We start from the raw sequence: 13,475 nt of genomic DNA on the forward strand, positions 1-13,475 counted from the left end.
GGATGACTACGTGCGCCTGGCGGCCTATGAGGCCTTGGTGAAACAGGGGTTCAAGATAGAGAAGAAAGAGGGCGGGACGTACAAGATCACCGGGGAGCCCCAAAAGTGACCTCTCCCTTTTATCCCTCCCCTGGCAGGGGAGGGAAGACGGTGATCTCTCCCCTTCCAGGGGAGAGGCAGGAGAGAGGTCAAAATGATATCACGTATTACCCCTTGCTATGCCAATTAAACCTAAACATAGCGTAACCCGTTTTCAGAGAGTGAACCCTGAAAAACTGGCCCTGGCCAAAGCGATGCGCCGCAATATGACCTTGGCCGAACGCTGTTTTTGGAATGCGGTCAGGGCCAACAAGATCGTTGGTATGCATTTTCACCGTCAACAGGTCATAGATGGATTCATTGCCGACTTTTATTGCGGCGACCAAAGACTGGTGGTGGAGATAGATGGCGGGATCCATGAAACCCAGAAGGATAACGACAATAAGAGAGAAACGGCTTTAAAGAAAAACGGATTGAGGATCATACGGTTCTCAAACCAAGAAGTGATCAATAACCTGGACAGGGTCCTTCAAAAATTGAAAATATATGTCAGGGAAATATAAACCAGGCAACGGGCATTATTTTATAAACAAAAAACCACAATATAAACGTAATTGGAACTCATGTCAAACAACACCGAAAAAATGATCCGGAACATAGCCATCATTGCCCACGTGGACCACGGCAAGACCACCCTGGTGGACGCCCTGCTCCGGCAGAGCGGCACATTCCGCGACAACGAAGAAGTGCCGGAACTGGTGATGGACTCCAACCCCCTGGAACGGGAGCGGGGTATCACCATCTTCTCCAAGAACGCCTCTATCCATTACCGGGGCTACAAGATCAACATCGTGGACACTCCGGGCCACGCCGACTTCGGCTCTGAGGTGGAACGGGTGCTTTCCATGGTGGATGGCGTTCTCTTACTGGTGGACGCGGTGGACGGCCCCATGCCCCAGACCCGCTTCGTGCTCTCCAAGTCGCTGAAGCTGAACCTCAAGCCCATCGTGGTGATCAACAAGGTGGACCGAACCGAGGCCCGGCCCCACTGGGCGCTGGACCAGATCTTTGACCTGTTCGTCTCGCTGGACGCCACCGACGAGCAGCTGGATTTCCCGGTGGTCTATTCCTCGGGCAAGAACGGCACCGCCACCAACGACCTGCAGCATCCCCAGAAGAACATTCTGCCGCTGTTGGACACCATAGTGGACAAGGTCCCGGAGCCCGAGGGCAACCCCGGCGAGCCCTTCCAGATGCTGGTGACCTCCATTGACTACAACGACTACGTGGGACGGATGGCCATCGGCCGCATCCTGCACGGCTCCATCAAAGTGACGGGGAAGGTTTCCCGGATCAGGCGCGACGGCAGCATCGAGACCGGCAAGATAACCAAGCTCTACGGCTGTGAGGGCCTGAAGCGGATCGAGATACAGGAGGCCGGCTCCGGAGACATCGTGGCCATGGCCGGTTTTGAGGACGTGGACATCGGCGAGACCATAGCCGACACTGAGAAGCCCGAGGCTTTGCACTATGTGGACATTGACCTGCCCACCATCGCCATGCTGTTCTCGGTGAACACCAGCCCCTTTGCCGGGCAGGAGGGCCAATACGTGACCTCCCGCCAGCTGCGGGACCGGCTGTACCGGGAGCTGAAGGCCAACGTGGGGCTTAAGGTGGACGACACCGGCTCGCCCGACTCGATGAAGGTCTCGGGGCGGGGCGAACTGCACCTTTCCATCCTGATCGAGACCATGCGGCGCGAGGGCTACGAACTGGCGGTATCCCGGCCCGAGGTGATCATGCGGGAGATCGAGGGCAAGCTGTGCGAGCCCTTTGAATATCTGGTGATAGACGTGGACGACGCCTACGTGGGCCCGGTGATGGAGCGGCTGGGCGGCCGCAAGGCCGAGATGCAGAACATGAAGGCCGACGGCAAGGGCCGCACCCGGCTGGAATTCATCATACCGGCCAGGGGCCTGATAGGCTTCAGGGGCCAGTTCCTGACCGATACCCGGGGCACCGGGATCATGCACCACAATTTCGAAAGCTACCAGCCCTACAAGGGAGAGATCAACACCACCCAGAACGGGGTGCTGGTGGCCATGGAGACCGGGGTGGCCGCCTCTTATTCGCTGGACGGCATCCAGGAGCGGGGGATGATGTTCGTGGGGCCGGGCGACAGGGTCTACGAGGGCATGATAGTGGGCGAACGGCCCAAGGAAAACGACCTGGTGGTCAACCTGACCAAGGCCAAGAAACTGGGCAACCAGCGGTCCTCCGGTTCGGAGGATGCCATCCGGCTGACCCCGCCCAAGATCATGACGCTGGAGGAGGCGCTGGAGTTCATCGCCGACGACGAGCTGGTGGAGGTGACCCCCAAGTCCATCCGCCTGCGCAAGAAGATCCTTTCGGACATTGACCGCAGAAGGTCGCGGCGGGTGAAGCCCGGAGCCGAAAACGAGGAATAGATCCTCCAGAACATTCACGAAAGAGCCTTTATGAGCATCACCAAAAAGAACGTGGCCTGGATGACACTGACCGGAGGCCTGGTCATCTTCGTGCTGAAGCTGGCGGCCTATTACCTCTCGGGCTCGGTGGCCCTGCTTTCCGACGCCTTGGAATCCATCGTAAATCTGTTAGCTTCGGGGCTGATGATCTACGCCGTCTATCTTTCCGAGGAACCGGCCGACCGCACCCACAATTACGGACATCAGAAAGTGGAGAACATCTCCAGCCTGATCGAAGGGATACTGATCCTGGTAGCCGCGGTGATGATCGCCGAAAAAGCGGTGGGCCGGCTGATAAGGCCGGCGGCGCTGACCAATGTCAATGTGGCACTGATGATCTCCCTGGCCGCCACCTCCCTGAACGGCCTGCTTTCCTGGCTGCTGCTGCGGACCGCCCGCAAGTTCGGGTCGCTGGCCCTGGAGGGGGATTCCAAGCATCTGCTTTCCGACGTGCTGTCCTCGGCGGCGGTGGTAGTGGGTCTGGCGGTGGCAAAACTTACCGGCTGGTATTTCCTGGATTCGGCCCTGGCCCTGGCCGTGTCCGGCCTGCTGATAAAGATGGCCCTCGAACTGATGAAAAAGTCCTCCACCGGGCTGATGGACCAGTCCTGCCCGGAGGAGGAGGCCCGGATCATAGAGGTCTTGAAGCGGCATGACCAGCTGTTCGTGGATTTTCATGACATCAAGACCAGGCGCAGCGGCAACCGGGTCTTTGCCGAGTTCCACCTTTCGGTGAAGGGCGATAAAACGGTGGAGGAGGCTCATAACCTGACGGACCATCTGGAGGAAGAACTGGGCCAGGAACTGCCCGAGGTCAGCCTGACCATCCACGTGGAACCGCCCCAGCACTAATAAAGTAAGGGCAGGTTTTAAACCTGCCCCAACAGAAAGCAAGGACATGGCATGCCATGTCCCGACAAAGAAAGAAGAAATGCAGAAGATCACTTTACGCAAGAACCAGGAACGCCGGATCAAGTCCGGGCATCCCTGGGTGTTCTCCAACGAGATAGACAAACTGCCGGACAACCTGACACCGGGGCAGACCGCCCAGGTCTACGACAGCCGGGGCTACATAGTTGGCTCCGGGTTCTACAATCCCAAATCGCTGATCGCCGTCCGGCTGTATTCCCGGGGCGCCCTGGAGCTGGACCTGGAGTTGATGGTCACCAAGATATCAGCCGCCGCCCGGCTCAGGCAGTCGGTATATCCCGGCAGTTCCGACTACCGCCTGTTGTACGGCGAATCCGACGGCCTGCCCGGCCTGCTGGTGGACCGCTACGGCGACCAGCTGGTGATGGAGATCATGTCGCTGGGCATGGACATCCGGCGGGACCTGATAGTGGAAGCCCTGACCGAAGTGCTGCACCCGGCCTGTATCTACGAGCGGAGCGACAGCTACTCCCGGGTGCTGGAAGGCCTAAGGGAGACCGAGAGCGTGCTGCTGGGGGCGTTGAAGCCCGAGGTGGTGATAGAGGAGAACGGGCTGAAATTCGCCGTCAACATCAAGCACGGCCAGAAGACCGGGTGGTTCTACGACCAGCGCGACAACCGGCTGGCCCTGCGCCAGTACGTGAAGGGCAAGAGCGTGCTGGACTGCTTCTGCCATACCGGGGGCTTTGCCCTTAACGCCGCGGCCGCCGGGGCCAAATCCGTCCTGGGGCTGGACATCTCGGACCGGGCGATCGAGCAGGCCATCAAAAGCGCCGGGCTGAACAATCTTTCGGGCCTGTGTCAGTTCGAGTCGGCCGATGTGCTGCACACCTTAAAAGAGCGGGTGGAGAGCGGGGAAAAATACGACGTGGTGATCCTGGACCCGCCGGCCTTTGCCAAGAACAAGAAATCCATCGAGTCCGCCTTAAAGGGCTACAAGGAAATAAACTTAAGGGCCATGAAACTGCTGTCCCCCGGCGGGATCCTGCTGTCCTGCTCCTGCTCCTACCACGTGGATGACGAGCAGTTCAAGGTGATGCTGGTGGACGCAGCCCGGGACGCCAACCGGACCCTGAAACTGCTGGAGTTCCGGCACCAGTCCAAGGACCACCCGGTGCTGCTGGCCTGCCGGGAGACCCAGTACCTGAAGTGTGCCATCATGGTGGTGGAGTGACTGAACAAGGTAAAGGAGAGAGAAATGGTTCGAAAACTTTTATGGCTGTTGCTGTTAGCCTCACCATTATCTGCTCAGACAGTTACTGATATTTATATAAGAGAGGTTAAGAATACTGATAACTCAGAAATTAAAAGCAAAAAAAATTATTATTCTGAAGTTGTGATAGTATACGAAGACAATAACTCGTATCTTTTATTTTCAGAAGGATATTCCGTCGTAATAGCAGCAAGCGGTTTTAGGTGGTCGGAAAATGGAGAAACAATCGTTAAAAAATATGGTATAGAGTCAATCAGCACAATCGTTTCTAATAACGGGATATGTGAAATAAAAATAAACACTACCACTATACCCAGCTTTAGTGATTACATTTCAGGTAATAATGTCATCATCAGATTAGCTGTAAAAAGTGAGCCTAAGATATATTATTTAAACATACCGAACAAGGAAGTAAATACTTTTCCAGTTAGTTTATCATTCCGGTGTGAAGATGTGGGGAGAAAAGACACAGACACCATAGAATACCGTGCATTCATTAAAGCACCTGATGAAATGCCGACTGTATGCGGATATTCTGTTGGCCAATGGACGCCATGGGCGCAAGGAGACAGCGGTTCAGTGGTCTTTGATAGCCTTATATATCCAGGAAAGTATTCCGTTAAGGTTCAGGCCCGCAATAAAAATACCGGGGTTGAATCGAAGAAAATTGAAACCAAGTTCAAATACAAAAAGTAGCATTTTGGGAATCATCCAATACATAAAATCCCGTTGGCAAGCACCCGGCGGATACCGCCAGGTGCTTCTTATCGCCTTTCCCCTGATCCTGTCCACCGGTTCCTGGGCGGTCCAGCACTTTGTGGATAGGATGTACCTGGCCTGGTATTCGCCGGAGGCCCTGGCGGCGGCCATGCCGGCCGGGATGCTTAACTTTGCGGTGATGACCATCTTCCTGGGAACGGTGGGCTATGCCGGGACCTTCGTGGCCCAGTATTACGGGGCCAAGCAGAACAAGCAGATCGGTCCGGTGATCTGGCAGGCGGTCTATGTGGCGGCGGCCGGGTCCATCGCGGTGATGCTGCTGATCCCCTGGGCCGGAGCCATCTTCCAGGCGGTGGGGCACGACCCGCTGGTGCAAAGGTACGAGACCACATATTTTGCCATCCTCTGCGCCGGGGCCTTTCCGGCCCTGGTGTCCTCGGCCCTGTCCGGGTTCTATTCCGGGCTGGGGAAGACCATGCCGGTGATGTGGATCAACCTGGGCGCCACCGCGGTCAACGTGGTCTTCGATTACCTGATGATCTTCGGCCACGGCGGCTTCCCCGAGATGGGCATGGCCGGGGCCGCCTGGGCCACGGTCTTCTCGGCGGTGTTCTCCGTCATCGCCTATTCGGTGCTGATCTTCAGGCCGGGATACAACCGGGCCTTCCATACCTTAAGCGGCTGGCGGCTGGACCGGACCAAGCTGTCCGCCCTGCTCAAGTACGGTTTCCCCAACGGGGTCCAGTTCTTTTTGGACATGAGCGGCTTTACCTTTTTCATCCTGTTGGTGGGACGGCTGGGCAGCGACAACCTGGCGGCCACCAACATCGCCTTCAACGTCAACACCATCGCTTTCATGCCGATGATCGGGTTCGGCATCACCGCTTCGGTGCTGGTGGGCCAGTACCTGGGCCAGGACGACCCAGAGACCGCCCAGTACAGCGTCTACTCCGGTTTTCACATGACCTTCGTCTACATGGCGGCAGTGGCCCTGTTGTATTTTTTCTGGCCCCAGGTTTTTCTGATGCCCTATGCCGCCCATGCCGATCCCGTCCGGTTCGAGGCCATCCGCCGGACCACCATCATCCTGCTGCGGTTCGTGGCGGTCTATTCCCTGTTCGACGGCTTCAACATCATATTCTCCTCAGCCATCAAGGGGGCAGGTGACACAAAATTCGTGATGTACATGCTGCTGGTGCTGTCGTTTTTTGGACTGGTCGTCCCCAGCTACCTGGCCCTGGCCGTCTTTGGGGCCGGGATATATACCGCCTGGACCATCGCCTCGGCCTATGTGGTTATACTGGGGCTGGCCTTCTATTTCCGGTTCCGGGGAGGCAAATGGAAGGGGATGCGGGTGATAGAGCCGCTGGCCCCGTCGCTGATCATCCACCCGGAATCGCCGGCGGTGGAATGATCCTTCGAAAGTTGGTCAGGGAGTCTTACTCCGGACATGCCACTGAACAACACAACGTATTTGATTTGACACCCATAAAAATTTATGGTAAAATCAAAATTCTGTTCTAAGATTACACGATGTTTATTGTGTAATCTTCTTTTTTGGTTACAGGGGCTTCCCCACGAAAACTTGTCCTGAGCTTGGTCGAAGGATACACGAAACAACCCGAAATAATTCCATGGTTATTTTAGCGTCTTTTAGTGCATTTAGTGGGGCGGTCTCCTGGATTCCCATTTTCATGGGAATGACATTCGCAATCAACATTACAGGGATAACATGAACATCATAGTCTGCATCAAACAGGTGCCGGACACCACCGATGTCCGGATAGACCCGGTCACCAACACCCTGATCCGGGAGGGAGTGCCGTCCATCATCAACCCCTTCGACATGTATGCCATCGAAGAGGCCTTGAGGATCCGGGAGAAACTGGGGGGCAAGGTCACTGTCATCTCCATGGGGCCGCCCCAGGTGATCGAGGCCCTCAAGGAAGCCATTTCCATGGGGGTGGACGAAGCGGTGCTGCTCTCCGACCGGGCCTTTGCCGGGGCCGACACCTGGGCCACCAGCTACGCGCTGTCAATGGGAATCAAAAAGATCGGGGATTACGGGGTGATCCTCTGCGGCAAGCAGGCCATCGACGGGGACACCGCCCAGGTCGGTCCCGGGGTGGCCGAGTTCCTGGACATCCCCCAGGTAACCTACGTCAAGAAGATCGAGGAGATCGATGACAAGAGGGCCAGGGTCTGGCGGATGACCGAGGACGGCTACGATGTGGTGGAGACCAGCCTGCCGGTGGTGTTCACAGTGGTCAAGGAGATCAACGAACCCCGGCTGCCCTCGCTTAAAGGCAAGATGCGGGCCAAGTCCTACCAGACCACCATCTGGAAGGCGGCCGACATCGGGGCCGACGAGAAGAACATCGGGCTGAACGGCTCGCCCACCAACGTGGTCAAGATCTTCACCCCGCCGGCCCGGACCGGGGGAGTGCTGCTGCAGGGCGACGTCAACGAAGCGGTGGCCGCCGTGGTCAACGGGCTTAAGCAACAGCAGATAATTTAACGGGACACGGATTTACACGGATTAACGCAGATATTTTATTCAAGGCTTGAAATACGGTGATTAACGGGCTCAAGCAACAGCAGATAATTTAATGGGACACGGATTTACACGGATTAACGCGGATATTTTATAAATTTAACAGGTACTTATGAATACTGTTTCAACGTTAAAACATCAGGAGCTTTCCGATAAGATCATAGCGGTGTTTTTCAAGGTTTATAATACCTTGGGATATGGTTTCCTTGAGAAGGTGTATGAAAATGCTCTGATGATAGAGTTCAGAAGGGAATCCATAAAGGCAGTTGCTCAGTCCCCGATCAAAGTAAAATATGAAAACGAAATAGTCGGTGAATACTTTTCCGATATTTTAGTTGACGATAAAATTATCATTGAAATCAAAGCGGTATCATTATTAATCAAAGAACATGAGGCACAGTTACTGAATTACTTGAAAGCAACCGATATAGAGGTAGGTTTGCTGGTAAACTTCGGGCCAAAATTAGAATTCAAGCGCAAAATCTATGATAATGACAAGAAAATAGTTAAAAACAAAACAACTTCCTAACAAAAATATCCAAAGGCATCTGGTTTGGTGTCTGATTCAAGTAAATTCCTGCTATAAGATAAGGAATAGTAAAAGAAATCCGTGAAAATCCGTGTCCTATAAAAAACCAAGGAGCAAAGTGAGCGATATAGAGATCATCCAAGACAAATGCGTGGGCTGCGGAGCCTGCCTGTCATCCTGCCCCTACGGGGCCATCAGCTTAAAGGACAACCTGGCGGTCATAGACGACGACAAGTGCACCCTGTGCGGGGCCTGCGTGTCATCCTGCGGGTTCGACGCCATCCTGCTGCGCCAGGACAAGGTGGAGAAGGCCGACATCAGCGGGTATCACGGGGTCTGGGTCTTTGCCGAGCAGAAGGCCGGAGTGGTCCAAAGCATAGCCTACGAACTGCTGGGCGAGGGCCGCAAACTGGCCGACACCCTGGGGGTGGAACTTTCGGCCGTCATCCTGGGTAACAGCATCGAGCCGGCCTGTCGTGAGCTGGTCTTACGCGGGGCCGACAATGTATATGCGGTGTCCCATCCGTCCCTGGAGAACTTCTGCGACGAGCCCTACTCCATCATCCTGGCCGGACTGATAAACCAGCACAAGCCGGAGATAGTGCTCTGCGGCGCCTCCACCATCGGCCGGGCCCTGATCCCCCGGGTGGCCATCAAGGTCCACACCGGGCTGACCGCTGACTGCACCGCTTTGGCCATCGACGAGGAGAAGAGGATACTGCTCCAGACCCGGCCGGCCTTCGGCGGGAACATCATGGCCACCATCATCTGCCCCAATCACCGGCCCCAGATGGCCACCGTCCGCCACAAGGTGATGAAGGAGGCCGCCCCCGACAGTTCCCGGAAGGGGAAGGTGATCAATGTTCCCTACGACCAGAAGATGCCGGCCTCCCGCACCTCGGTTCTGAAAGTGGTGGAGGAGCTCACCAGCATGGTCAAGCTGACCGAGGCCGACATCATCGTCTCCGGCGGCCGGGGGATGAAGGGCCCGGAGAACTTCAAGCTGATAGAGGCCCTGGCCAAATCCCTGGGGGGGGCGGTGGGCGCTTCCCGGGCGGCGGTGGATTCCGGATGGATCCCCTATTCCCACCAGGTGGGGCAGACCGGGAAGACGGTGGCCCCCAAGCTCTACGTGGCCTGCGGCATCAGCGGGGCCATCCAGCACCTGGTGGGCATGCAGTCGGCCGACTGCATCATCGCCATCAACAAGGACCCCGACGCCCCCATCTTCAAGGTGGCCAATTTCGGGATCGTGGGCGACGTGTTCGAAGTGGTGCCGGCCCTGACCAAGAAGCTGCAGGAAACCTGCGGCAAATAATAGAAAGGAAAAAATGTCGGATTTTACCGGAATGGGCGGTGCCCTGACCGTCTGTGTGATTTCCCAGAGCATAGTCTTCATCGCCCTGGCCATAATGGCCGGGGTGATATATATGGCGGGAATCATGGCCGGCAGAAATGACCAGCCGCTGGTCCATCCCCTGGGAGGCCCGGCGCCTGAGATCCCGGCAGTATATGTGAATGAGGCCGGGGACGAGGAGGAACTGGCCGCCATAGTGATGGGAGCATTATCGGCGGAGCTTGGCGCCGAACCCGGTTCTTCCGCCAACTCCCAGCCGGAGAGGAATGCCTCCGGCCCGGAAAGCTCGTGGAGGATAGTCTCGCTGCAGGAAGCGGCCCAAAGGAGCAACCTGAAATGAGCATCATTTTTGAACACCTGTCAAAGCTGATCCAGATGTCCGGGATGACGAATCTCTCCCTGGGCAACGGCATCATGATCCTGGTCTCGCTGGTGCTGGTGTACCTGGCGATCTTCAAGGGCTTCGAACCGCTGCTGCTGCTGCCCATCGGTTTCGGGGCCTTTTTGGCCAACCTGCCGCTGTCCAACGTGGTGGGGCCCGAGGGCCTGCTGACCATGATCTACAATGTGGGCGTTTCCACCGAGGTGCTGCCCACCATGATGTTCATGGTGATAGGCGCCCTCACGGATTTCGGTCCGCTGCTGGCCAATCCCATCACCTTTCTCTTGGGCGCGGCCGCCCAGTTCGGAGTGTTTGCCGCCCTGCTGATAGCGGTATCGCTGGGTTTCAGTCTGCCCGAGGCGGCCGCCATCGGCATCATCGGCGGGGCCGACGGCCCCACCGCCATCTTTACCGCCGGCAAGCTGGCCCCGCACCTGCTGGGCCCGATCGCGGTGGCGGCCTACACCTACATGTCTCTGGTTCCTCTGATCCAGCCGCCCATCATGCGGCTGATGACCACCAAGAAGGAGCGGACCACCGAGATGAAGCAGCTGCGGCACGTCAGCCACCGGGAGAGGATCGTGTTTCCCATCGCCATCTCCATCATCACCGCCCTGCTGCTGCCCCAAGCCATCGCCCTGATCGGGACCATGATGCTGGGGAACATCATCCGGGAAAGCGGCGTCACCGAGCGGCTTTCCAAGACCCTGCAGAACGAGATGTGCAACATAGTCACCATTTTGCTGGGGGCTTCGGTGGGGTCCACCATGGAGGCCGCCAATTTCCTCAGCCTCTCAACTTTGAAGATCGTGGCCCTGGGGCTGATCGCCTTCGGGTTCAGCACCTTCGGGGGGATGCTGCTGGGAAAACTTTTCTACGTTCTGAGCGGCGGAAAGATCAACCCCCTGATCGGCTCGGCCGGGGTCTCGGCGGTTCCGATGGCGGCCCGGGTGACCCAGGTGGAGGGACAGCGGGAGAACAAGCACAACTTTCTTTTAATGCACGCCATGGGGCCCAACGTGGCCGGGGTGCTGGGAACGGCCATGGCGGCCGGGGTGCTGATCTCGCTGTTAAAGTAGATTGATAGTCCCCGTCGGCCGGGATAAAACGGGGACCTTTATGGGACGCAGATCCCCGCAGATTATGTTGATTTATTTTTGGTAATGTTTAGTCAAACTTGAAATAGCACCAATTAACATAAAAATTCCTGCATTCATGCCTGTCCGCCGTAGCAACAGCGACCGCTTACGCTATTATATTTACCGCCGCGTGCGCCTTAGCTATAGCGGTGGCGCAAGGCAGAGTTTCCTTATAGATGAAATCTTTTAAAATAAATTTATAGAAGGGCGAAAAAATGTCTCACGGAAAAGTACGGTTCAACACTTTGGCGGTGCACGGGGGCGGGATGCAGGACCTGAGCAAGATTAAGCCGGTCTCCATGCCGATCTACCAGTCCTCGGAGTTCGTCTTCAATTCGGCCGAGCACGGCGCGGCGGTGATGTCCGGCCAGGAGCCGGGCTTTGTTTATTCCCGGCTGGGCAACCCCACCTGCCAGGATTTTGAAAAGCGGCTGGCCCTGCTGGAAGGAACCGACGACGGCCTTTCCTTCGCCTCGGGCATGGCGGCCATCGCGGCCATCGTCTTCACCTACTGCCGCCCCGGAGACAACATCATCTCCTCGGCCCCCATCTACGGCGGCACCTTCGGGCTGTTCAAGGACCTGTTGCCCAAGATGAACATCGAGATCATCTACGTTCCGGCCAACGACATCCACAACCTGCTGGACAAGAAGATCAACGACCGGACCAGGCTGGTCTACCTGGAAACCCCGGCCAATCCTACTTTGGACGTGGTGGACCTGGTTGAGACGATCAAAGTTGCAAAACAGCATAAGGTGATAGTCGCGGTGGACAACACCTTTGCCACGCCCTGCCTGCAGCAGCCGATCCAGATGGGAGCCGACATCGTGATGCACTCGGCCACCAAGTACATCTGCGGACACGGCGACACCACCGGCGGAGTGGTGGTGGCCTCCAAGGCCGAGATCGACAAGATGAAGCCCATCGCCTACAAGAACCTGGGCGGCAGCATGGCGCCCTTCACCGCCTGGCTGATGTCCCGCGGCCTGCAGACCCTGCCTTTGCGGGTGGAGCGCCATTCCCAGAATGCCATGATCATCGCCAAGTTCCTGGAGAAGCATCCCAAGGTGGAAAAGACCTGCTATCCCGGCCTGGAGTCCTGTCCTTCCCACGCAGTGGCCAAGAAGCAGATGAGCGGCGGTTACGGCGGGGTGCTGGCCATCGACATCAAGGGCGGGCGCGAGGCCGGCCGGAAGTTCCAGAACAACCTCAAACTCTGCAAGCTGGCGGTCAGCCTGGGCAGCGTGGACACCCTGGTCACCCACCCGGCCTCCACCACCCACCTGTCCTATTCCGAGTCCGACCTGGCGGCGCTGGGGATGACCCCGGGTTTTGTGCGGATCGCGGTGGGCATCGAGGACCCCCAGGATGTGATCGAGGATCTGGACCAGGCGCTCTCCAATATCTGAAGCCTTAATGCTGAAGATCCGAAGATCCGAAACTGAGAAGATAAGAGCAATAACACATAACCAGTCTTAGCCTCACAAGTTCACACCTTCTGATCTTCTGAGAGAAGCGCCTGTAGCTCAGCTGGATAGAGCGTCGGACTTCGAATCCGCAGGTCGCCCGTTCGACTCGGGCCAGGCGCACCAAGCCTTAGAAAACAGGTGACCGGGAATTGATTTTAGGGAACAGATGATTAGGATCGGGTAGGGGGCAGAATTCATTGTTGGCTTAGATCCGGTTCGGGTTGAAAAAACGGCATAAAAAATGCTGACGAATCCAACTTTGGTATTGACTTTTCGTGGATTTTTGATATAATAATCATTCTTTGCCTTAAAAACATGCCCCCAAGTAAAAAGTTAAAGCCTTGGGGGTAGGGGTCTATTATTCTTTTTTGGGTTTAAAGCCCACCTAGCTCAGTCGGTAGAGCGCGTCCTTGGTAAGGACGAGGTCACCAGTTCAACCCTGGTGGTGGGCTCCACTTTTCAAATTCAAAACAACCCCGGCAGATCTGAAAAACAATATTCTTAAAACAGGAGTTTAAAGAACCATCATGGCCAAAGCAAAATTTGAGCGTAAGAAGCCGCACGTCAATATCGGGACGATCGGCCACGTGGACCACGGCAAGACGACCCTGACCAGCGCGATCACGAAGTACCTGT

General features: G+C 56.4%; 13 protein-coding genes and 2 tRNA genes. All 15 read left to right on the forward strand.

The features are described 5' to 3' along the window. The first annotated feature begins 260 nt into the window (after positions 1-260). A complete protein-coding gene (locus Q7U71_05320) occupies positions 261-602 on the forward strand; it encodes a DUF559 domain-containing protein (protein MDO9391176.1) in 342 nt (113 codons plus the stop codon). Between the two features lie 60 nt (positions 603-662). After that, on the forward strand, positions 663-2,507 hold the full coding sequence (gene typA / locus Q7U71_05325) for a translational GTPase TypA (GenBank protein ID MDO9391177.1): 1,845 nt from the start codon (positions 663-665) through the stop codon (positions 2,505-2,507). Positions 2,508-2,537: 30 nt separating this feature from the next. Then, complete coding sequence (locus Q7U71_05330) at positions 2,538-3,398, forward strand: cation diffusion facilitator family transporter (GenBank protein ID MDO9391178.1); 861 nt, start codon at positions 2,538-2,540, stop codon at positions 3,396-3,398. Positions 3,399-3,477: 79 nt separating this feature from the next. Beyond that, positions 3,478-4,650: a class I SAM-dependent rRNA methyltransferase gene (locus tag Q7U71_05335; protein ID MDO9391179.1), complete on the forward strand. Its 1,173-nt coding sequence runs from the start codon at positions 3,478-3,480 to the stop codon at positions 4,648-4,650. A 24-nt stretch (positions 4,651-4,674) separates the two neighbouring features. Beyond that, positions 4,675-5,385: a hypothetical protein gene (locus Q7U71_05340; GenBank protein ID MDO9391180.1), complete on the forward strand. Its 711-nt coding sequence runs from the start codon at positions 4,675-4,677 to the stop codon at positions 5,383-5,385. A 4-nt stretch (positions 5,386-5,389) separates the two neighbouring features. Then, the gene (locus tag Q7U71_05345; GenBank protein MDO9391181.1) at positions 5,390-6,823 is read left to right on the forward strand and encodes an MATE family efflux transporter; all 1,434 of its coding nucleotides are present in this window, start codon (positions 5,390-5,392) and stop codon (positions 6,821-6,823) included. A gap of 318 nt (positions 6,824-7,141) precedes the next feature. Then, positions 7,142-7,927 carry an electron transfer flavoprotein subunit beta/FixA family protein gene (locus tag Q7U71_05350; GenBank protein ID MDO9391182.1) on the forward strand — a complete coding sequence of 262 codons (786 nt, stop codon included), beginning with the start codon at positions 7,142-7,144 and terminating at the stop codon, positions 7,925-7,927. A 148-nt stretch (positions 7,928-8,075) separates the two neighbouring features. Beyond that, on the forward strand, positions 8,076-8,492 hold the full coding sequence (locus Q7U71_05355) for a GxxExxY protein (GenBank protein MDO9391183.1): 417 nt from the start codon (positions 8,076-8,078) through the stop codon (positions 8,490-8,492). A gap of 118 nt (positions 8,493-8,610) precedes the next feature. Next, positions 8,611-9,810, forward strand: a complete 1,200-nt coding sequence (locus Q7U71_05360; protein MDO9391184.1) for an electron transfer flavoprotein subunit alpha — start codon at positions 8,611-8,613, stop codon at positions 9,808-9,810. A 13-nt stretch (positions 9,811-9,823) separates the two neighbouring features. After that, a complete protein-coding gene (locus tag Q7U71_05365; protein ID MDO9391185.1) occupies positions 9,824-10,189 on the forward strand; it encodes an OadG family protein in 366 nt (121 codons plus the stop codon). Next, positions 10,186-11,310, forward strand: a complete 1,125-nt coding sequence (locus Q7U71_05370; GenBank protein ID MDO9391186.1) for a sodium ion-translocating decarboxylase subunit beta — start codon at positions 10,186-10,188, stop codon at positions 11,308-11,310. Before Q7U71_05365 ends, Q7U71_05370 begins: the two co-directional genes overlap by 4 nt. Before the next feature lie 275 nt (positions 11,311-11,585). Beyond that, entirely contained in the window at positions 11,586-12,779 is a 1,194-nt protein-coding gene (locus Q7U71_05375; protein ID MDO9391187.1) for an aminotransferase class I/II-fold pyridoxal phosphate-dependent enzyme, read from the forward strand. 106 nt (positions 12,780-12,885) lie between these two features. Continuing rightward, positions 12,886-12,962, forward strand: a tRNA-Arg gene (locus tag Q7U71_05380). Positions 12,963-13,218: 256 nt separating this feature from the next. Next, positions 13,219-13,294 (forward strand) — tRNA-Thr (locus Q7U71_05385). Between the two features lie 72 nt (positions 13,295-13,366). After that, positions 13,367-13,475: GTP-binding protein (locus tag Q7U71_05390; protein ID MDO9391188.1), on the forward strand; the 109-nt coding region annotated here is incomplete at its 3' end.

It is taken from the genome of bacterium (assembly GCA_030655055.1).
Classification (GTDB): domain Bacteria; phylum Edwardsbacteria; class AC1; order AC1; family EtOH8; genus UBA5202.

Coding starts and splice junctions, on each gene's coding strand:
- Q7U71_05350 (MDO9391182.1), top strand. CDS start 7,142: ATGAACATCATAGTCTGCATCAAACAGGTGCCGGACACCACCGATGTC.
- Q7U71_05355 (MDO9391183.1), top strand. CDS start 8,076: ATGAATACTGTTTCAACGTTAAAACATCAGGAGCTTTCCGATAAGATC.
- typA (MDO9391177.1), top strand. CDS start 663: ATGTCAAACAACACCGAAAAAATGATCCGGAACATAGCCATCATTGCC.
- Q7U71_05340 (MDO9391180.1), top strand. CDS start 4,675: ATGGTTCGAAAACTTTTATGGCTGTTGCTGTTAGCCTCACCATTATCT.
- Q7U71_05335 (MDO9391179.1), top strand. CDS start 3,478: ATGCAGAAGATCACTTTACGCAAGAACCAGGAACGCCGGATCAAGTCC.
- Q7U71_05370 (MDO9391186.1), top strand. CDS start 10,186: ATGAGCATCATTTTTGAACACCTGTCAAAGCTGATCCAGATGTCCGGG.
- Q7U71_05375 (MDO9391187.1), top strand. CDS start 11,586: ATGTCTCACGGAAAAGTACGGTTCAACACTTTGGCGGTGCACGGGGGC.
- Q7U71_05330 (MDO9391178.1), top strand. CDS start 2,538: ATGAGCATCACCAAAAAGAACGTGGCCTGGATGACACTGACCGGAGGC.
- Q7U71_05365 (MDO9391185.1), top strand. CDS start 9,824: ATGTCGGATTTTACCGGAATGGGCGGTGCCCTGACCGTCTGTGTGATT.